At 72.1% G+C, this 19,976-nt stretch carries 15 protein-coding genes and 2 pseudogenes; 10 read left to right on the forward strand and 7 right to left on the reverse strand.

Annotated elements, in window-relative coordinates; all coding sequences use genetic code 11:
* Positions 1–10 precede the first annotated feature (10 nt).
* Together ABZ192_RS27400 and ABZ192_RS27405 are read right to left on the reverse strand one after the other, a co-directional pair.
* Positions 11–889, reverse strand: a complete 879-nt coding sequence (locus tag ABZ192_RS27400) for an SDR family oxidoreductase (protein WP_307173606.1) — start codon at positions 887–889, stop codon at positions 11–13.
* A 139-nt stretch (positions 890–1,028) separates the two neighbouring features.
* Positions 1,029–2,198 (reverse strand): MFS transporter, encoded by a 1,170-nt coding sequence (locus ABZ192_RS27405; RefSeq protein WP_356927127.1) that lies wholly within the window; start codon positions 2,196–2,198, stop codon positions 1,029–1,031.
* Between the two features lie 121 nt (positions 2,199–2,319).
* Between ABZ192_RS27405 and ABZ192_RS27410 the strand changes: the two genes are divergently transcribed.
* Positions 2,320–3,798, forward strand: coding sequence for a glutamate--cysteine ligase (locus ABZ192_RS27410; protein ID WP_356927128.1), 1,479 nt, complete (start codon positions 2,320–2,322; stop codon positions 3,796–3,798).
* Positions 3,799–3,817: 19 nt separating this feature from the next.
* Here the strand turns inward: ABZ192_RS27410 and ABZ192_RS27415 are convergent, their stop codons facing one another.
* Genes ABZ192_RS27415 through ABZ192_RS27425 form a run of 3 tightly spaced genes read right to left on the reverse strand, consistent with a single transcriptional unit; the run spans position 3,818 to position 6,531 of the window.
* A complete protein-coding gene (locus ABZ192_RS27415) occupies positions 3,818–4,939 on the reverse strand; it encodes a Gfo/Idh/MocA family oxidoreductase (RefSeq protein WP_356927129.1) in 1,122 nt (373 codons plus the stop codon).
* The gene (locus tag ABZ192_RS27420) at positions 4,909–5,619 is read right to left on the reverse strand and encodes a ThuA domain-containing protein (protein ID WP_356927130.1); all 711 of its coding nucleotides are present in this window, start codon (positions 5,617–5,619) and stop codon (positions 4,909–4,911) included. Before ABZ192_RS27420 ends, ABZ192_RS27415 begins: the two co-directional genes overlap by 31 nt.
* Positions 5,620–5,670: 51 nt before the next feature.
* Entirely contained in the window at positions 5,671–6,531 is an 861-nt protein-coding gene (locus tag ABZ192_RS27425; RefSeq protein ID WP_356927131.1) for a methyltransferase domain-containing protein, read from the reverse strand.
* A gap of 86 nt (positions 6,532–6,617) precedes the next feature.
* On the opposite strand from ABZ192_RS27425, the gene ABZ192_RS27430 reads away from it, so the two are divergent.
* Positions 6,618–7,082: a helix-turn-helix domain-containing protein gene (locus ABZ192_RS27430; RefSeq protein WP_356927132.1), complete on the forward strand. Its 465-nt coding sequence runs from the start codon at positions 6,618–6,620 to the stop codon at positions 7,080–7,082.
* Between the two features lie 302 nt (positions 7,083–7,384).
* Positions 7,385–8,653, forward strand: coding sequence for an MFS transporter (locus ABZ192_RS27435; protein ID WP_356927133.1), 1,269 nt, complete (start codon positions 7,385–7,387; stop codon positions 8,651–8,653).
* A 30-nt stretch (positions 8,654–8,683) separates the two neighbouring features.
* Here the strand turns inward: ABZ192_RS27435 and ABZ192_RS27440 are convergent.
* Positions 8,684–8,938, reverse strand: a pseudogene (locus tag ABZ192_RS27440) (TetR/AcrR family transcriptional regulator); the annotation flags it as partial.
* A 196-nt stretch (positions 8,939–9,134) separates the two neighbouring features.
* Here ABZ192_RS27440 and ABZ192_RS27445 point away from each other — a divergent pair.
* The 3 genes from ABZ192_RS27445 to ABZ192_RS27455 all read left to right on the forward strand — a co-directional run bounded on the left by ABZ192_RS27445 (position 9,135) and on the right by ABZ192_RS27455 (position 11,660).
* Positions 9,135–9,626, forward strand: a complete 492-nt coding sequence (locus ABZ192_RS27445; RefSeq protein WP_356927134.1) for a pyridoxamine 5'-phosphate oxidase family protein — start codon at positions 9,135–9,137, stop codon at positions 9,624–9,626.
* A 123-nt stretch (positions 9,627–9,749) separates the two neighbouring features.
* On the forward strand, positions 9,750–10,526 hold the full coding sequence (locus tag ABZ192_RS27450; protein ID WP_356927135.1) for a carbonic anhydrase: 777 nt from the start codon (positions 9,750–9,752) through the stop codon (positions 10,524–10,526).
* A 114-nt stretch (positions 10,527–10,640) separates the two neighbouring features.
* Complete coding sequence (locus ABZ192_RS27455) at positions 10,641–11,660, forward strand: LacI family DNA-binding transcriptional regulator (RefSeq protein WP_356927136.1); 1,020 nt, start codon at positions 10,641–10,643, stop codon at positions 11,658–11,660.
* Between the two features lie 19 nt (positions 11,661–11,679).
* Here the strand turns inward: ABZ192_RS27455 and ABZ192_RS27460 are convergent, their stop codons facing one another.
* Entirely contained in the window at positions 11,680–15,762 is a 4,083-nt protein-coding gene (locus ABZ192_RS27460) for a glycosyl hydrolase (RefSeq protein WP_356927137.1), read from the reverse strand.
* Positions 15,763–15,970: 208 nt separating this feature from the next.
* Here ABZ192_RS27460 and ABZ192_RS27465 point away from each other — a divergent pair, with 208 nt between their 5' ends.
* The 4 genes and pseudogenes from ABZ192_RS27465 to ABZ192_RS27480 all read left to right on the forward strand — a co-directional run bounded on the left by ABZ192_RS27465 (position 15,971) and on the right by ABZ192_RS27480 (position 19,970).
* Complete coding sequence (locus tag ABZ192_RS27465) at positions 15,971–17,230, forward strand: MFS transporter (protein ID WP_356927138.1); 1,260 nt, start codon at positions 15,971–15,973, stop codon at positions 17,228–17,230.
* Between the two features lie 30 nt (positions 17,231–17,260).
* Positions 17,261–18,724 carry an L-fucose/L-arabinose isomerase family protein gene (locus ABZ192_RS27470; protein ID WP_356927139.1) on the forward strand — a complete coding sequence of 488 codons (1,464 nt, stop codon included), beginning with the start codon at positions 17,261–17,263 and terminating at the stop codon, positions 18,722–18,724.
* A gap of 259 nt (positions 18,725–18,983) precedes the next feature.
* A pseudogene (locus ABZ192_RS27475) lies at positions 18,984–19,422 on the forward strand (cation:proton antiporter); the annotation flags it as partial.
* 266 nt (positions 19,423–19,688) lie between these two features.
* Positions 19,689–19,970 carry a DUF3040 domain-containing protein gene (locus ABZ192_RS27480; RefSeq protein WP_356927140.1) on the forward strand — a complete coding sequence of 94 codons (282 nt, stop codon included), beginning with the start codon at positions 19,689–19,691 and terminating at the stop codon, positions 19,968–19,970.
* The last annotated feature ends 6 nt before the right edge of the window (positions 19,971–19,976 follow it).

A 19,976-nucleotide genomic window follows, 5' to 3' on the forward strand; every position in this document is an offset into this window, starting at 1 on the left:
TCCTCGGGGGCTACGGCAGCGGTGTGCCGCCCGTGGCGTTGACGATCTCGGCGGTGATGTACGACGCCTCCTGGGAGGCGAGGAAGACGTACGCCGGTGCCATCTCGGCCGGCTGCGCGGGCCGCCCGATGGGTGCCTGCTTGCCGAACTTCTGGGTGTCGGGCATGGTCGCCGGGATCAGCGGCGTCCACACCGGGCCGGGCGCCACGGCGTTGACGCGCACGCCCTTGTCGATCACCATCTGCGCCAGCCCCTGCGTGAAGGTGACGATCGCGCCCTTGGTCGTCGCGTAGTCCAGCAGATGCGGACTGGGCTTGTAGGCCTGCACCGACGTGGAGTTGATGATGCTGCCGCCCTCCGGGATGTGCGGCAGGGCCATCTTGCACAGCCAGAACATGCCGTACAGGTTGGTGCGCAGCACCCGGTCGAACTGCTCGGTGGAGATCGCCTCGATGCCGTCGGGCTGCGACATCTGGTACGCCGCGTTGTTCACCAGGACGTCGATCCGGCCGAACTCCGCGACGGCACGGTCGATCAGCGCCCGGCAGTTCTCCTCCTCCCGTACGTCGCACGAGACGGGCACGGCACGCCGCCCGGCGTCCTCGACCAGACGGGCGGTCTCGGCGGCATCGTCCTTCTCGTCGTCCAGGTGGGTGAAGAGCACGTCGGCTCCCTCCCGGGCGAACGCCAGGGCGACCGCGCGGCCGATCCCGGAATCCCCGCCGGTGATCACGGCCTTGCGTCCGTCCAGCCGGCCGCTGCCCCGGTAGGACTTCTCGCCGTGGTCCGGGGGCGGGTCCATGGGGCCGGTCCAGCCCGGGTGCGGCTGGTCCTGGGAGGGAAACTCCGGGGTGGGGTGCTGTTCGCCGGGGTGCTGTTGATCGGTCACGGGTCTGCCTCCTTGTCCATGGCGTACGGCCCGGTGATCACAGCCGGTGACCACAACGGGCGAGGCCCCGGGTACCCCACTGCCGGGGCACCGATCACCTGGTGGTCCACCGGGGTGTCCGGCAGGCCGGTCCGCCGGGTCAGCCCGCCGCCGCGCGCCGCGTCGCGAAACCGATGAGCGCGGCCACGGCGGCCAGGACCGCCACGCTGGTGAGCGCGGCCGGGAGGGAGAACCAGTCCGCCATGAACCCGATGGCGGGCGGCCCCAGCAGCATGCCGCCGTAGCCCAGCGTGGAGGCCGTGGCGACTCCGCTCGGGCCGGCCAGCGCGCCCGCGCGTTCCACGGCCACGGGGAAGAGGTTCGCGAGGCCGATGCCCGTGACCGCGTACCCGAGCAGGGCCGCCCACAGGGCGGGGGCGAGCGAGCCGAGCAGCATCCCGGCCGCCGCCGTGGCGCCGCCCGCCACGACGGTCCGGGTCCGCCCCAGGCGCTCCAGGAGTGTGGTGCCGGTCAGACGGCCCACCGTCATGGCGAGCGCGAAGCAGGAGTAGCCGATGGCCGCGGCCCCCGGCGAGGCGGCCAGGTCCTCTTCCAGGTGCAGGGCGCCCCAGTCGGCCAGCGCTCCCTCGCCGTACGCGGTACAGCCCGCGATCAGGCCGAAGACGAGCACGAGCCCCCGGGTGCGGCCGTCCAGGCGGCGCGGGGCGTCCTCCGCGGGACGTTCCGGTTCCGGCGGCGCCGGCGGCTCCTGCCGGAGCAGTACGGGCCCCGCCACGGCGGTCACGAGCAGTCCGGTGACGGTGAGCAGCAGCAGGTGCCGGGTGGGGGAGAGGGACCCCGCGACCAGGGCGCCCAGCCCGGCGCCGACCATGCCGCCCAGGCTGAACGCGGCGTGGAAGCTCGGCATGATCGGCCGCCGCATGGCGGCCACGAGATCCACGGCGGCGCTGTTGAAGGCGACGTTGATCCCGCCGTACGCGGCGCCGAAGACCAGCAGGACGAGGCCGAGCGCGAGGGCCGAGTGGGTCAGCGGGGGCAGGGCCACGCTGAGGGAGAGCAGGACGGCGCAGGCGACGGTGACCCGGTGGTTGCCGAAGCGGCGGCACAGGCGGCCGGTGAGGACCATGGTGACGACGGCTCCGGCGGAGACGCCGAGGAGGGCGAGGCCCAGGGCGCTGGCGGAGGCGTCGGTCTGTTCCTTGATGGCGGGGATGCGCACGACCCAGCCGGCGAAGACGAAGCCGTCGAGGGCGAAGAAGACGGTGATGGCCGTACGGAGTCGGGTGAGGGAGTTGCCGTTGCCCGGCACGGCACTGTGCGTTCGGGGTTTGTTTATTTGCGGCACAAAGTCAGGCTAGGTGGGTGCGGGCACCGCGACAAGGTGCGACGCTGGGACGAGAGCCATCCGCCGAGGGACCTCGGGAGCGTACATGGGACGTGACGTGCCGGCCCTGGTGTTCACACGGGAGGACCGCCGTCGGTACCGGGCCAAGATGCAGACCGGCCTGGAAGTGCTGGCGCGGATGCTGCGCGAGTCCAGCTTCGAGAGCGAGCGCCCCCGGGTCGGGCTGGAGATCGAGCTCAACCTGGTGGACGACCACGGGCTGCCCGCGATGCGCAGCACCGACGTCCTCCAGGCGATCGCCGACCCCGCCTGGTCCAGCGAGCTGGGCCGCTTCAACCTGGAGATCGACATCCCGCCGCGGGAGCTGACGACCGGCGGCCCCGGCGCCTGGGAGCAGACGATCCGGGACGCCCTGAACCACGCCGAGGACCGGGCCGCGGCCGTCGGCGCGCACCTGATCATGGTCGGCATCCTGCCCACCCTGGACGAGGCGGACGTCAGCGAGTCCGCCCTCTCCGGCGACCCGCGCTACCGGCTGCTCAACGAGCAGATCTTCGCTGCGCGCGGGGAGGACCTGCGGATCAGGGTCGACGGCGTGGAGCGCCTGTCGACGTACGCCGACACCATCACCCCCGAGGCCGCCTGCACCAGCACCCAGTTCCATCTCCAGGTCGCCCCCAGACAGTTCGCGGACTACTGGAACGCCGCCCAGGCCATCGCGGGCGTGCAGATCGCCCTCGCGGCGAACTCGCCCTTCCTGTTCGGCAAGGAGCTGTGGCGCGAGACCCGCATCCCCCTGTTCGAGCAGGCCACCGACACCCGCCCGGAGGAGATCAAGGCCCAGGGCGTACGGCCCCGGGTGTGGTTCGGGGAGCGGTGGATCACCAGCGTCTTCGACCTCTTCGAGGAGAACGTGCGCTACTTCCCGGCCCTGCTTCCGCTGTGCGAGGACGAGGACCCGCAAGCGGAACTCGACCGCGGCGGCGTTCCGCAACTGGGCGAACTGACCCTGCACAACGGCACGATCTACCGCTGGAACCGCCCCGTCTACGCCGTCACCGAGAGCGGCCCGCACCTGCGCATCGAGAACCGGGTGCTGCCCGCCGGCCCCACCGTGGCCGACATCATCGCCAACGGCGCCTTCTACTACGGCCTCACCCGCGCCCTCGTCGACGAGGACCGGCCGGTGTGGACGCGGATGTCCTTCGCGGTCGCCGAGGAGAATTTGCACACAGCGGCCCGCGACGGCATCGACGCCCGCCTGTACTGGCCCGGCGTGGGCGAAGTACCGGCCACGGAACTGGTGTTGCGGCGTCTGCTCCCGCTGGCCCACCGGGGCCTGGAGCTGGCCGGCATGGACGCGGCCTGGCGCGAACCCCTGCTCGGCATCGTGGAGCAGCGCTGTGTCACCGCCCGCAACGGCGCCCTGTGGCAGGCGGAGATGGTCCATCATCTGGAGAAGACCGGCGTCACCGACCGGCGTGAGGCGCTGCGGCAGATGACCGCCACGTACATGGACTACATGCACATGAACGCGCCCGCGCACACCTGGCCCGTGGACTGACCGCCCTGACATCGCCGGCTCACGCGGGACTGGGGGCGGCCTGGCCTCCCCACTCCTCGGCGGCCGTCAGCGGGACGGGATCGGGCGGCTCCGTCGACGTCGTCAGCTCGATCCGCCGTCCCTCGACCGACGAACGCAGGAGCGCGGTCATCGTCTCCAGCACGTGCAGGGCGAGTTCGCCGTTCGCACGCGGGGCCCGCCGGCCGTCGGCGGCGACGAAGTCCAGCAGGCCGACGCCCCGCGCGCCGTCGACGTACCCCGCCGACGGCGGGAGCGTGCGCCACTGGGTGTCGCCCAGGCCGAAGAGCCGTACGTCGCCGTCGAAGCGGTTCGGGTCCGGGACGGCGAGGGTGCCCGCCTCGCCGTGGACCTCGATCGGGGACGCCGTGGTGGCCACCCCGTCGAAGCTCGTCGTGATCGTCGTCAGTGTCCCGTCCACGTGCTCCAGCACACCGGAGACATGGCTGTCCACCTCCACCGGTATCCGCTCGCCCGCACGCGGACCGGAACCGATGACCCGCTCGGCGCGCAGCCGGCTGGACGCGCCCGTCACGGCCCGCACCGGACCCAGCAGGTGAATCAGGGACGCGAGGTAGTACGGCCCCATGTCCAGCAGGGGGCCGCCGCCCTCGCTGTAGTAGAAGTCGGGGTGCGGATGCCAGCGTTCGTGGCCCGCGGTGACCATCACGGCCGAGGCGAACAGGGGGCGTCCGATGCACCCCGCCGCCACGGCCGCCCGCGCCGTCTGGACCCCGGTGCCCAGCACGGTGTCCGGCGCGCACCCCACTCCTACGCCCGCCCGCGCGGCGGCCGCCATGACGGCCTGGGCGTCGGCGAGCGTGGCGGCGAGCGGCTTCTCCCCGTAGACGTTCTTGCCGTGGCCGATGGCCTCGAGGGCGATCGCGGCGTGCGCCCCTGGGGTGGTGAGGTTCAGCACCGTGTCCACGTCCGGGCTGCTCAGCAGCTCCTCGACGGTCAGCGCCCGGACGCCGGGCAGCTCGGCGGCGACCGCGGCCGACCGGGAGGCGTCGAGGTCGGCGACCGCTGTCACCCGCACGGCGGAACGGCCGACGAGGGTTTCCAGGTACGCGCGGGAGATGACGCCGAGCCCTACGACGCCGACGCGGTGCGTGTCGCCCACAGCATGCCCCTCTCGATGATGGCGCGGACGTTGGGGTTCTCCAGCACGTCGACGCTGTGCCCCGGTGTCGTCACCACGATCCGCCCGGCGCCCCACCGGCGGGTCCAGACCGCCGGTGAGGTGACCGGCCGGTGCCAGGGCTCCCACGGCCGGGTGGGGTGCGTGGTGGTGGCCAGGATGTCGATGAGGTCGTCGTGGAGCACCCAGTACTGCTCGGTGTGCAGCTCGAAGTCCTCGATGCCCACGGTGACGGGGTGCTCGCGGCCGGCCTCGGTGAGGGTGATGGTGTGCGGCAGGAAGTTGTCCTCCGGCCCGCCCCGGCGCTCGCACGGCTCCTTGCCCGGATGTGTGGCGAACTGCCCTCCCACCAGGTGGAGATAGTCGGAGGAGGCGCGGAACGAGTCGGCGATGCCGCCGTGCCAGCCGGTGAACCCGGTGCCGGCGACGACCGCCGAGCTCAGCCCCGCGAGTTGCTCGCGCGTGATCTCCGACATCGTGACGCACTGCACGATCAGGTCCGTGCCCGCCAACTCGGCGGCGTCGGCGTAGACGTCGGTCGACTCCTCGACCCGGACGGCGTATCCGTTGCTCCGCAGGAAGGGCAGGAACAGTTCCGTCGCCTCGACCGGCTGGTGCCCCTCCCAGCCGCCGCGGACCACCAGTGCTCTCTTCTGCGTCATCGTGATCTCACTATGCGGCGGGCGTCCGCGCTCACGAAAGAGGGCAGGGCCTCACGAAAATTTCGCTGTCGAGGCCCGGGCGCCGACCGTCCAACAGGCCGCGGTGAAACGGACTTCCGAGCCGTGCACGAAGGGGTCGAAGGCGGCCCGGACCGTCTCGACGACGCGGTCGCGGGTCTGCTCGTCCACCTCGGGCAGGTGCATGCCGACCGCACCGAGCCGGGTGAAGTAACGGACCAGTTCCTTCTCGGGCAGGGTGCAGACGACGTCGACCGGCTGGATGTCGATCCCGTCCCAGCCGCTCTCGTTCAGGATGCGCCGCACCTTGTCCGGGTCCGCGAAGGCGAACTGCCCCGGTTCGTCTGGCCTGCGGACGGGCAGGTCCGGGAGCAGCGGTGACGCGGCGCGCTGGGCGGTCGTCATGAACGGGTTCTCGGCCGGATCGCGCCACACGACGAACCGCAGCAGCGCCTCGTCCCGGGCCGCGCGCCGGAGGTTGGCGAAGGCGCGGACGGGATCGCTGAAGAACATGACGCCGAACCGCGAGATGACGGCGTCGAAGGCGCCGGGTTCGAAGGCGTGGTCCTGTGCGTCGGCGCAGAGGAAGGACGCCGGTACGTCCTCCTGACCGGCGTACTCCCGGGCGGTGGTGATCATCGCGTCGGAGACGTCGACGCCGACACAGCGACCGGCCGGGCCGAGCCGTCGCGCGACGGCCAGCGTGACGCCGCCCGTACCGCAGCCGACCTCGAGCACGTGCCGCGCCTGTTCGGCGGCGACGGCTTCGACGAGGAGCTCCTCGAAAGGCCTGAACATCCCGTCCAGCACACCCTTCAGATCGGCCCAGGCGTGACCGGCGCGCCCCTTCCAGCGGGCTGCCTGCTCCTCGTCGGCCCTGCGCTCAGCGTCCATGGCTTTCTCTCCTTCTGGTTGCCCTCGGCGTACCGGGATGACAGCGTTCTACTTCAAGTCGACTTGAAGTCAAGGCAACGACGGGCATGGCAGAAACGACAGACACAACAGACGCGACACAAACGGCAGAACTGGACATCGCCGAAGTGTCGCACCGCGCCGGGGTTCCGGCATCGACCCTGCGCTACTACGAGGAGAAAGGGCTGATCTCCTCGACGGGCCGGCGCGGCCTGCGCCGGCAATACGACCCCGGCGTACTGGAGCGGCTGGCACTGATCGCGCTGGGGCGGACGGCCGGGTTCTCGCTCGACGAGATCGCGCTCATGTTCGCGCCGGACGGGCGGCCGCGGATCGACCGGGAGATGCTGGCGGCCAAGGCGGACGAACTCGACCACAGGATCCGCGAACTGGGCGCCCTGCGCGACTCCCTGCGCCATGCCGCCGCGTGCCCCGCCCCCAGCCACATGGAGTGCCCGACCTTCCGCCGCCTCCTCGACGCGGCGGCCTCCGGCGGTGTGGCGGCGCCGCGAAGGCGGGTTCCGGGCCGCTAGGGCCGTTCTGACAAATCCCCGCCTGCTCCGCGGCGTCTGGCACGCACGCTCGCCGCGTTGCCGAAGCGCCCACGTGGCTCCTCCCTGGCGCTCGAACAACTTCGCGCAGGGGACCTCATCGAGGGCGCTCCGGCGCCATCGCACCACCGGATGCCGCGGAGCCCGTCCTCCGGGCGGACGACGGGGATGTGTCAGACGGGCCCCAGCGAGCCGTCGGTGCTCTTGGTCCAATCGTGGTTCGTGCTTTGCCCGATTCCCGGTGGCGCCTGCCTAGCCTCGGCTGCGAACTTCGGGAGGCCGCAGTGCTGAACACCGTGAAAGCGCAGGCAGCGGGTCTGACGGCAGACCAGCGCAACGCCTTCGTAGCCGCCTATCTCGGCTGGGCGATGGACGCGTTCGACTACTTCCTGGTCGTGCTCGTCTACAGCGAGATAGCCGACGATTTCCATGTCTCCCTGACCGACATGGCCTTCCTCACCACCGCGACGCTGGTCATGCGGCCGATCGGCGCGCTGCTGTTCGGCATGTGGGCGGACCGGCGCGGCCGTCGCGTCCCGCTCATGGTGGACGTCGTCTTCTACTCCATTGTCGGCTTCGCCTGCGCCTTCGCGCCCAACTACACCGTGCTGCTGGTGCTGCGCCTGCTCTACGGCATCGGCATGGGCGGCGAGTGGGGCCTGGGAGCGGCCCTGGCCATGGAGAAGATCCCGACCGCGAGGCGCGGCTTCTGGTCGGGTCTGCTGCAGAGCGGTTACTCGCTGGGGTACCTGCTGGCCGCCGTGGCGTTCTTCGTCATCGAGCCGGTGTTCGGCTGGCGGGGACTGTTCGCCTTCAGCCTGCTGCCCGCACTGGTCGCGCTGTGGGTGCGCAGCCGGGTGGAGGAGAGCGAGGTGTGGGAGAAGTCCGTCCGGCTCAACCGCACCCCCGCACACCAGGTGTTCAAGAACCCCGCGGTGCTGCGGCGCTTCGTCTACCTGGTCGCTCTGATGACCGCATTCAACTGGATGTCGCACGGCACGCAGGACATCTACCCGACCTTCGTGAAGAAGGGCCTGGAGCTGTCCGCGAACACCTCGATCGCGATCGCCGTCGTCTACAACATCGGCGCCATGATCGGCGGCGTGCTGCTCGGCGCGTACTCCGAGCGGCTGGGCCGCCGCCGGACGATCATGATCGCGGCGGCCGGTGGCCTGGTCGTGGTGCCGTTCTTCGTGCTGTCCACGACCGTCGGCTGGCTGATGCTGTCGTCCTTCCTGATGCAGGTGTGCGTGCAGGGGGCCTGGGGCGTCATCCCGGCCCATCTGACCGAGATGAGCCCGGACGCCGTCCGGGGCTTCTACCCGGGCGTCACCTACCAGCTCGGCAACCTGATCGCCGCGCTGAACCTGCCGATCCAGGAGGCCATCGCCGAGCGTCACGGATATCCGGCGGCGATGGCGTGGACCGTCGTGCCCACCCTGGCCGTGGTGATCCTGCTGAGCGCGATCGGCAAGGAGGCCAAGGGCGTCCACTTCGGAAGCAGCGGCCCGCACACCCCGACCACGGCGACGACGGGCACGGCCCAGCCCTGACGGGCCAGTGGGGCGGTCGGGCCGAGCCGTCTACTCCGCCCCCACGATGCGCTCCACCGCGGCCGTCACCAGCTGTTCGCGCTCTTCTCCGTGAAGACGTCCGGCAGGGTGAGCTGCTCGACGAGCAGCCAGTCCAGCGTCAGCATGAGCAGTTTGACGGCCGTGGCCGACGAGCTCGCGCATCAGTTCCGCGTGGGTCTCCCGGTCGCGGTCGGCCGCCCGGTGGCGGGCGATCGTGGCCTCGTCGGGCTGGAGCCGCTCCAGCACCCTCAAGCCGGACATCGACCCGGCCGTCACCGTCGTGCCCTGTCGCCGGTGTCTTCGACCTCACGGTCTTCGATGTCGCCGAGCGCACCGCCTTTCCCAACGGGGGCACCCTCACCCGCCTCACCCGCCGCTGATGCCGCTTCAGGGTGCCCGCCCTCCTAGAGTGACCCGTGTCGGCCGGAAGCACCGGCAACACGGCAAACAGGGGGAACGCATGAGTGAGGATACCCGCAGCGCGGCACGCGCGATCATCGACCGGAACCTGTACATGGTGCTGGCCACCGTCGGCGCGGACGGCGCCCCCTGGGCCTCGCCCGTCTTCTACTCCACCGAGGACGGACGGGACTTGTACTGGGTCTCGTCCCCCGAGGTCACGCACTCCCGCAACATCGCCCACGAACCCCGGATCGGCATCGTCCTCCACGACTCCCGGGCCCCGGTGGGCACGGCGAGCCCCCTCGCCCTGTACCTGAAGGCCACGGCGGAGGAACTCCACGGGGAGGCAGCCCTGGCGGGTCTGCGGGTGATTCCCCGCCCCGCCGGCCGCGGCGGCCGCTCCCTCGGCCCGGAGGAGGTCCGTCCGCCCGCGCCGTGGCGGGTGTACCGAGCCCGGGTCAGCGAGTACTCGATGATCTGCCCCCGCGGGGAGGGGCGTTGCGCCGACCACGGGCTGGATTACGAGCACCGCACCACAGTCATCCTGTAACCGAGTTTTGGAACAGCGCTTCTCCTGCACTGCATCAGCGTTGTACGAGCGCTAACCGGCCTCCCACGACAGTTGGATCACCGCTCCCGCCAGGGAGAACGGGGACCGAAAGGGAACGGCCACATGAGTACCGCCAGGACACCGCAGCGCAGGGCCATACTCACCGGCGGGCTGGCTGTCACCGCAGCCATGCTCACCGCCTGTTCGTCGAACTCGGGCAGCGCGAACGGGGAGAAGACGTCGGCCGTCGGCGCGGCGCAGACCCCCTCGCCCTCACCCGCGGCGGGTGCGCGACCGGACTCCCCCTGGGCGGCGTTCGCCCGGCTGATGGACGGCAACAAGCGCTGGGTGGACGGAAAGCTCCAGCACCCCGACCGTGACCCGGAGCGGCGCGAGTTCGTCGCCGAGGCACAGGACCCCTACGGCGTCATCCTCTCCTGCATCGACTCCCGCGTCCCGCCGGAGCTCGTCTTCGACACGGGCCTCGGCGACCTGTTCGTGATGCGCACCGGCGGGCAGGTCGTGGGACCGGTGGTCGTCGGTTCCGTGGAGTACGGGCCGATGACGTCCGGCACCCCGCTGATCGTGGTCCTCGGACACCAGCGCTGCGGCGCGATCAAGGCGGCCTACGAGGCGATGCGCGACGGCAAGAAGCTGCCCGGCAACCTCCAGGCGATCTCCGACGCCCTGCGGCCGGCCTACCGGGAGACCACCCGGGGGAAGCACGCCGACCCGGTCGACGCCATGGTGCGGATCCACACCAAGCAGACCGCCGCCGAGCTGCGGACCAACCGCGACCTCGCCCCGCTCGTGAAGAAGGGCGACCTGGCCGTCGTCAGCGCCTACTACTCGCTCGACACCGGCCGCGTGGAAGTCCTCACCGGCGCGCCCTCCGCCTGACCCGGGGACAACGGCGACCGGGCGGGAAAAACGTTCCACGCCCGGTCACGTTATACTTGCGGCGCCCAAGAGGACCACGGTCGTGCCTGGTCGCACGGCTGCAACAGCGAGGGGGTGGACGCCGTTCCGGCACGCCCCGCCCGCATCCAGGACGTCGCGGCCGCCGCCGGCGTCTCGGTGTCCACCGTGTCGAACGTGCTCAACCGGCCCGAGCGCGTCACCGCACAGACCGCCGAGCGCGTCCGCATCGCCGTCGCCGCCCTCGACTACGTCCCGCACCCCGGAGCCGCCGGGCTGCGCACCGGGCGCGCCTCGGCCATCGGCCTGGTGCTGCCCGACGTGACCAACTCCTTCTACGCGCGCATCGCCCGGGGCGCCGCGGACGCGGCCTACGACCACGGCTACTCCCTCGTCCTCTGCCACAGCGGAGACGACCCGGAACGGGAGCAGGGCTACTTCAGCATGCTCGTCGAGCAGCGGGCCGTCGGCGTCGTCGTCGTGCCGCTCAGCGCCGACCCGGGCCGGCTCGCCCGGTTGCGCGAGCGGGGCATCCCGCTCGTCCTGGCCGACCGCGCGATGCCCGACCGGGAGGGCTGCTCGGCCTCCGTCGACGACATCGCCGGCGGCCGGCTCGCCGTGCAGCACCTCCTCGACCGCGGGGCGCGCGACATCCTCGTCGTCAACGGCGAGCGCGGCATACGCCAGTGCGCCGACCGCTACCAGGGCGCCCGGCAGGCCGTGCGCAGCCGGCGCGAGGCACGGCTGGACCAGGCCGTCGCCGAGCGGATGACCGTCGCGTACGGCACACAGATCGCGCACGGGCTCGCGGCACTGCCCGACGGGGTCTTCTGCACCAACGACTTCCTCGCGGCGGGCCTGTGCCGCGGGCTGGCCGACCGGGGCGTGCGCATCCCCGAGGAGGTCCAGGTCGTCGGCTACGGCGACCTCGACGTCGCGACCTTCGGCGCCATCACCCTCACGACGGTCCGGCAGCCGGTCGAGGACCTCGGCCGGGCCGCCGTGGAGATGCTCCTCGACGAGATCGAGGCCCGCGCGGACCACGTCCACGAGACCCGCGTCTTCGCCCCCGGCCTCGTCGTACGCGACTCCACGCGACCGCCCGCCGACGACTGACCCCCCTGTCCGCCGACGACTAGACCCCGCCCTCCGGGGCGGACGGGATCCGCAGCGTCACCGGCCCCGACAAGCCCGACGACAGCTGGGAGTCGAACGCCCAGGCCGTCGGCGTCGCCTCCGCGAGATACGGCGCCAGCGTGCCCCGGACGGTCACTTCCAGCCGCACGCTGCGCCCGGCGGCACCGCGCAACGGGAATCGATACGGGGCGCAGAACCCCTCACCGGCCGGCTCCCCATCGACCGACACCTCCACACTGCCCCGCACCCGCCCGAGATCCAGTACGGGATCGGGTCCCGACGGCACCTCCAGGACCCGCGCGTACGTCACGCCTCCGCTCCAACTGCCCAGCCCCAGCTCCCGCCAGTTCCCGAGGGGCAGCGGCGCCGGTACGGCACGCACCCGCACCGGCCCCCGCCAGGCGGAGCCGCCCCGCAGGACCGCCGTCGGCTCGGTGACCACCTCGACCGGCGTGGGCTGCGCCAGCGGCTGACCGAGTGTCAGCCGATCGTCCTCCAGGGGGTGTTCCGGTCCGTCCCCGACGCGTACGCGCGCGCGGAGGGCCAACGGCAGGCCGAGCGACACCGTTCCCGCCGGCACGGTGAACCGGAAGCGCTGCGGCATGTCGCGGACCTCGTCGGTGGAGCGCGACGACCATACGGTGCCGCCCAGTACGGGCCGGCCGGTGAGCCACCCGGTGTCCGGCAGCGGATGCGGCCGCACCACCGCGTGGCAGTGCTGCACCTCGCCCCGCCTGCGCTCGTCCTCGACGGTCCGCCCCTGCCAGTCACCCGTCGCGGCCTCCCAGCCGGCGCCACTGACCAGGGCCGTCACCCCGGCCCCGGACCGCACCACCAGGTCGACGAACACCGCGTCCCGGGCGTCGGCACTGTCGGCCACGACCTCCAGCGTGTGCTCGCCCGACCCGAGTTCCGGTTCGTGCCGGAAGAACATCGGCACGGCACCCCAGTCCGCCTCGTAGTACTCCACCTTCTCCTGCCGCGCCACGACCTCCCCGTCGAGCAGCACGGTGACCGCCGAGGCGGCACCCACGACGAGCACCGCCCGGGCGTCGCCCCCCGGCACCCGGAGCCGAGCCCGGTAGGTGACGCGGCCGTCCGGTCGTACTCCGTCCGGGAGTCGCATGAAACGCGGACGCGGTCCGAGCCCGCCCGGCGCCGACAGACAGAAGAAGCTGCCCAGGGGCGTGCCGTCACCGGCCGAGATCGTCGAGGGGCGGCTCTGGGCGCCGGACAGTTCGTACTCGAGCACGTTGCGGTCCCGGGCCACCGTGACCCGGGCGGAGGCCAGATAGCCGCCGCCCTCCGGTTCGAGCGGCTCCCCGTTCCACCACACGCGCTTGACGCACTCCGCGCCGACATGCAGTTCGGCGGGCCCCAGGCCGGTCTCCACGATCGCCCGGACCCGGGCGGCCGTTGCGCCGATCGGCACCGGCACCCGTACGAACTCCTCGCTCACCAGCCCCTTGAGACCCAGCAGGCCGCCCGGATCCGGGACGCCCCGGCTCGACGAGTACACGCCGACCTCCCAGCCAGCGCCGGGTGGCACGAGCGGCAGTTCACCTGCCAGGACGCGCTCCACGGACGCGGCGTCCAGCGGCTCCGGCACCTGGGCGAGCGGCACCGGCGGCAGGACGCGGACCCGGTTGCCGTACGTGACCCGCGTCCGCTCCCAAGTCCCGCCCTCGGCCCACTCCATGGTCCAGATCTGCGGCTCGTCCACCGGCGCACCCGGGGGCAGCGCCAGGTCGCCCCAGGTGTTGTCCAGGGTGGGAACCAGACGGCCGTGCCAGCCGGTCGAGACGTCGATCACCCGGGCGGGTGCCTCCCCCGTCCCGCGTCGAGGACGCGTGGGCGCCGGCCGGCCCTCGCGCCACACGACGAGGACCGCGGGGGCGCCGTCCAGCGGCACGTCGATGGTCGAGACGTCACGGTTGCCGTTGCCGTTGCCGTTGCCGTTGCCGTTGCCGTTGCCGTTGCCGTTGCCGTTGCCGTTGCCGTTGCCGTTGCCGTCGCCGTCGCCGTCGCCGTCGCCGGAGACGGTGACGTGCGCGGGGGCGCGGGTACCGGTCGCCGGGTTCCAGACCTCGGCCTCGGCGACGGCGGCCCGCACGGTGACGGACGAGGTGCCGGCGGCGTCGCCCGACGGGGAGGACCCGGCCCGCAGTGGATGCGCGCCGATCTCAGGGAAGGCCGCTGTCACCAGCGCCACCGCCTCGTTCCCTCTCCGCCGGACGAGCAGCGGTACCTCGCCCGTGGCGTGACCGGCCGCGTCGGTCACGGCCTCCGCGCCGGCCTCCGGATCGCGTACCCGCTCCAGCCGGGGATGCGCCACCAGGGCCGCCACCACCGCGTCGTCACCGGACCGACCGGCGGCTGTGGCGGGAGGACGGCCCACGACGACGACGCGGCCTCCCATGTCGAGCAGTTCGGTCAGCCGCCGTGCCGTCTCCTCCTCCAGCACACTCGCCGAGGGCAGCAGCACGGCGCGGTACGCCAGGTCCCTGATCCGCAGGGCTCCGTCGGTCGCCTTCGCGCGCTGCACCGAGTCGTCGTCGACGACGTCGAAGGAGATGCCGCGCCGGTCCAGTGCGCCGGCGTGCGGGGCGAGCCAGTTGTTCGTGCCGCACAGGTCGAGGTAGTGGCGCTGCGTCTCGTCGGCGTCGGCGTGGCCGTCGCCCAGCCGTCCGTCACCGAAGTGCCGGACGGGCGCGTCCAGCGGGACGAGGGCCTGCATGGTGGCGGTCGGGTGCAGGACCGCCACATCGGCGGCGTAGCCGCCCCAGGACATGATCGAGCAGATCCGGGCCACGGCCCGGGAGAACGCCGGGTACTGCTTCCAGTACGGCTGGCGCCAGTCGGTGGACGGCGGCGCCCACTCGAACCAGCCGCCCGCGGTGCCGAAGTAACTGGCGTGCGGGTTGTACAGGTTGGCGCCGCTGCGCAGGAACGGCAGCAGCCAGTGGTAGGTGTCCTCCAGCGTGCCGCCCCAGCCGGAGGAATGGAACGCCTCGATCCAGACCCGCTCGTGGCCGTAGAGATGGGCCATGGAGGAGTGCACCTTGGCGTCGCCGTGGTGGTCGCTGCCGGCGGCGCTGTACCAGCGGTGGGTGCGGAAGTAGTCGGTGTAGATCTGCGTCGACTGGGCCGGGTGGCCGGCGCGGGCGGGGTGGCTCTGGTCGCTGCCCAGCAGCATCCCCCGCTCGCGGTGCCATGCGGACAGCGGCCGGAAGAGGGCCTCTTCGGTGAGTTCCGCGCGGACGGCGTAGTAGTCTGCGCGGATCTTCGTCTCCGGGACGGTGGCGTCCGTGCCGAACAGGGCCGGCAGGTGGTCGAGCAGGTCGTAGCCGCGCCGGGCGCGGAACTCCTCGGCGAAGCGGTGGCTCCAGGCGTTCGTGCCCGGCAGTTCGTCCTGGAAGCTGCCCGCGATGACGCTGCCCAGATATTCGGGCACACGGCGGTCGTACTCGTGGTGCACGGCGTCCATCAACAGCCCGACGGCGTGCGGGTCCAGGTAGTCGAACGCCGTGGGGACGGTGGTGACGAGGCGTACGCGGGTCCCGTCGGCGGCGGCGACGGCCAGGCCGTCCGGGCCGTCCGGGCCGTCCGGGGCGAGGTCGAGGCGACGGCCCTGCGCGGTGTACGCGGCCAGCGGGGACTCGGCATCCCGCAGAGCGACCGTCCCGCGGGAGACGGTGACGTCGCGGCAGCGCAGCGCACAGCCCCTGGCCTCGGGATGACGTCGTGTCACACCGCCCTGCACATTGGCGCCCGAGAACCCGATCTGGTCATAGAACCACAGGCGGGTGCCCAACTCCGCTGCAATTTCGCAGGCGTCGGTGAAGCGAGCCCACCACTCCTCGCCGAACCACGCCGGATCGTCCGCCCGGGCCCCGAACGTCGGGCCGGCCGGGGCCAGGTTGATCACGACGAGGTTGTGGACACCGCCCTCGGCGAACGCCCGCATCTGCCAGGCGAGTCGCTCACGGGTGACCTTCGCGCCCGACCACCACCACAGGGGAGCGGGGCCGAAATCGCGGGGCGGGTCGTCGAACAGCTGCCGGAGCGCGGGGGAGATCACGGAGGCGGTCCTTCCCCTAAAACGTTTTTAGGCCACCTTCACGGTAGGCGACCTGGAACAGTCACGCCATAACCCCGGACGGCACGGCGGACGGAGACACGCTGCCGCCGATATCTGCGTGACACCTTGTTGCAACGTTTTTCCCGCCCTATATTCGCTGCGACCAGGCCCCCGGAACCGCGATGTCACCAGACGACGGAGTCGCATCATGGCCGGTACCCGCCCCATCCCCAAACCGCTCTGGAAGGCCGCCGCCCTGTCGGGTATGGCCTCCTACCTCGACGCCGGGCTGATCGTCAGCATCTCCGTCAACCTGGCCATCTACCGCGACAGTTACGACATGGGCGTGTGGATGGCCGGTGCGATCAGCGCGATCGTCACCGGCTGCATCGCCGTCGGCTCGCTCGTCGGCGGCCGGCTCGCCGATCTCTTCGGCCGCCGCCGCGTCTACAACTGGGACATCTTCTGCTTCGCGCTCGGGGCGATCGTCATCACGCTGGCGCCCGACGACATCACGCTGCTGATCGGCGTCCTCGTCGCGGGACTCGCGGCCGGTGCCGACCTGCCGACGTCCCTGGCCGTGGTCTCCGACGCCGCGCCTTCCTGGGCCCGCGGCAGGCTCGTCGCCTTCACGCAGGTCATGTGGATGCTGGGCATCACCGTCGCCATCTTCCTCGGCTTCGTCCTGTCCACCACGGGCATGACCGGGGCCCGGCTCATCACCGGACAGCTCGCCGTCGCCGCGCTCGTCACCTGGGCCCTGCGCTCCCGCCTGAAGCTGTCCGAGCACGACACGGCCGAGTCCGGGACGCAGGCCGCCCCGCAGCGCGTCGCCCTGAAGAACATCTGGACGCGCGCCGCCCTGCTGCCCATGACCGCGACGTTCGTCTTCTACGTCACCTGGGGCCTCGGGGCCAACACCTTCGGCCAGTTCGGCACCTATCTGCTCGTCACCGTCAGCGACGCCTCACAGAGCCTGGCCACCGGGATCAACCTGGCCTTCATCCCGATCGGGGTGCTGCTGACCTTCGCCTTCGTCCGGGTCGCTGACAGCCCCTTGCGCGACCGGCTGTTCCACGTGGCCGCGGTCGTGCAGATCCTCGCCTTCGTCATCGCGTCCCTGACCGCGGGCGCGCTCGTCGGCATGCTCGTCTTCTTCGTGCTCTACCAGCTCTCCAACCCCTTCGCCGGAGAGGCGAACTACAAGGTGTGGTCGCAGCTCACGCTGCCCGCGGACACCCGCGGCACCACCCAGGGCCTCACCTACGCCCTGTCCCGCGGGGTCTTCGCGGTCGCCGCGTTCTTCACCCCCGCCCTGGCCGACTACAGCCCGTCCGTCCTGCTCTGGACGATCACCGCCTGTATGACGGTGGCCGCGTTCGCGGGCGTGTTCATCATCCGCGTCCTCGTCCCCCGCACCACCGGCGCCGCGCACGACAGAGCGGACCTGCGTGTCCCGAGCACCTGAGCCGCAGCAGACCGACAAGGAGCACCGACCATGGCAACGACCGCGGACCGCACCGCCGTACGGGCCGCCGCCCTGCACGACCTGCTCCCGCCGGTCACCCGGCGCCGCACCCGGATCGGACTGGTCGCCGGCGGACTCGGCACGTACTGGCCGCAGTTCCCCGGGCTGCTCCCGCAGCTGAAGGAGTCGGCCGCCTATGTCGCCGAGCGCTTCCGGGGGATGGACGCGGAGGTGACCGACGCCGGGTTCGTCTCCGACGCCCGGGAAGGAGCGCGCGCCGCCGAGCAGTTGCGCAAGGCCGACTGCGACCTCATCGTGCTGTTCCTGACGACGTACCTCACCTCCTCGATGGTGCTGCCGATCGCGCAGCGCACGCAGACGCCGGTCCTGGTCATCGACCTCCAGCCGACCGAGAAGATGGACCACGCCTCCTTCGACACCGGGGCCTGGCTGGCCTACTGCGGGCAGTGCCCCGTCCCCGAGGTCGGCAACGTCTTCCGGCGCGCCGGCATCCCCTTCCGGTCGGTGTCGGGCTGGCTGCGGCAGGAGTCCGCCTGGCGGCGCATCGAACAGTGGATCCGGGCCGCGCACATCCGCGCCGCGCTCCGGCACGCCCGGCACGGCCTCATGGGGCACGTGTATCCGGGCATGCTCGACGTGCAGACCGATCCGACGCTGCTGTCCACGACGTTCGGTTCGCACGTGGAGGTGCTGGAGTTCGACGACCTGCGGCACCGGGTGGAGCGCGTGACCGAGGAGGATACCAGGGAGCGGATGGCGCTCGCCCGGCAGGTCTTCACCCTCGACGACAGCGTGGTGGAGGAGGACTTCGCCTGGGGCGCGACCGTGTCGGTCGCCCTGGACCGGCTCGTGGCCGACTTCGAGCTCGACAGCCTCGCGTACTACCACCGGGGCCTCGACGGGGAGCTGCACGAGCGGCTCGGTGCCGGCATGATCCTGGGCGCCTCCCTGCTCACGGCCCGGGGCGTGCCGGCGGCCGGGGAGTACGAATTGCGCACCAGCGTCGCCCAGCTCGCCTCCCAGAGCGTCGGCGCCGGAGGGTCCTTCACCGAGATCCAGGCCCTGAACTTCGAGGACGGCGTCGTGGAGATGGGCCACGACGGCCCCGCCCACCTCGCGGTCAGCGCCCGCGACCCGCTCCTGCGCGGGCTCGGCGTCTACCACGGCAAGCGCGGCTGGGGCGTGAGCGTCGAGTTCGACGTCCAGCACGGGCCCGTCACCCTGCTCGGCCTCGGCCAGGACGCCGACGGCAGCCTGTCCTTCGTCACCTCCGAGGGCACGGTCGTACCGGGACCCCTGCTGGAGATCGGCAACACCACCAGCCGCGTCGACTTCGGCCGCGATCCCGGCGAATGGGTGGACGCGTGGAGTGCGACGGGCGTCGGCCACCACTGGTCCCTGGCGGTCGGCCACCACGCGGCCGACTTCAGGGCCGCGGCGAGCTTGCTGGGCATCGAACACCGTCACGTGTGACGGGGAGACGGGTGGGGTGCGGCCGTCGCGACGGGGGCCGGCCCTGCGACGTCGCGCGGCACCGCGACACGGCCGGTACTCGCGACGGGTGCGGCCCCAGCGACGGGGGCCGGCCCTCGCGATGAGTGCCGCCTCCGTGATGGGGTGTCGTCTCCGCGACGGGTGCGGCCGTCGCGATGAGTGGCGCCTCCGCGACGTGTTTCGCCTCCGCGATGAGTGTCGCGCCGCGCCGGGTGCGGGCTCCGCGACGGGTCCCGCCTTCTTCGCCTTCGGGCTCTCCATCGACCCCGGCGACATCGTCTCCGTCGTCGGCCCGGTCACCGCGGCGGCGGTCCCGACCGTCGTCATGAACATCGCCGCGGGACTCCTCGTCGCCCGCGTGTACCGCTGCGGCACCGAGCCCGCCGCCGAGATCGCCACCAGCCTCCTGGCCCGCGGCGAGTTCGCCCTGATCCTGGCCGCCATGGCCGCCGGCGCCGGACTCGACGCCCGACTCGCCCCGTTCATCGCCGGGTACGTCCTCGCGATCCTCGGCCATCGCCGCCGGCCAGGCCCACCTGCTCGCCCGCGCCCTCAAGGCGGCCCAGGACCTCCTGCCCGGCCGCACGGCCCCGTCGTACACCACCGAGCCCTGTTCCCAGGACGACAGCACCCCGTCGTCCGCCTCCGCCGCCGTGCCGGCCGAGGCCGAGCGGTAGGGCCACTCCGACGAGTGGAGCAGGGCGAACATCTGCCTGACGGCACGGCGTTCGTACGGGGCGGCCACCGGGAAGGATGAGGTGTGGGCCCCATGGCGGACGCCGCTGGAGGGGGGAGAAGCCGAAGCCCCGGTGAGACCGGCCGCGCCACGCGTCAGCGGGCCGTCTCCCTTCGCACCGTCACGCGGGCCGAACACCCCAGGACTTGCCATGGCCTCGGCCGTGCCCTGCCTCGAAGCGCTGTCGGGTTCCGGGAAGGAGAAGCCGTGCCCCAGTCCGAAGACGCACGTCTCGTCGACCTCGAAGCACGACTCGAGCGGGAGGACCCCAGGTTCACCCGGGCCATGAGAGCCGGCCGCCCGGCCCGGCCCCGGGAGTACCGGCGTGCCGGAGCCTGGTGGGCCCTGGCCGTCGGCGTGGCCGTCCTGGGCTCCGGCATCGCCCTGGCACAAGGGCTGCTCATCGCGACCGGGCTGGTCCTCGTCGGCATGGCGGCCCAGTTGGTCGACCCGGACCCGAGCCGCCTGGGCCGGCCGAGGCGATGGTGAGTGACG

The organism is Streptomyces sp. NPDC006235, from assembly GCF_040613735.1.
Classification (GTDB): Bacteria; Actinomycetota; Actinomycetes; order Streptomycetales; family Streptomycetaceae; genus Streptomyces.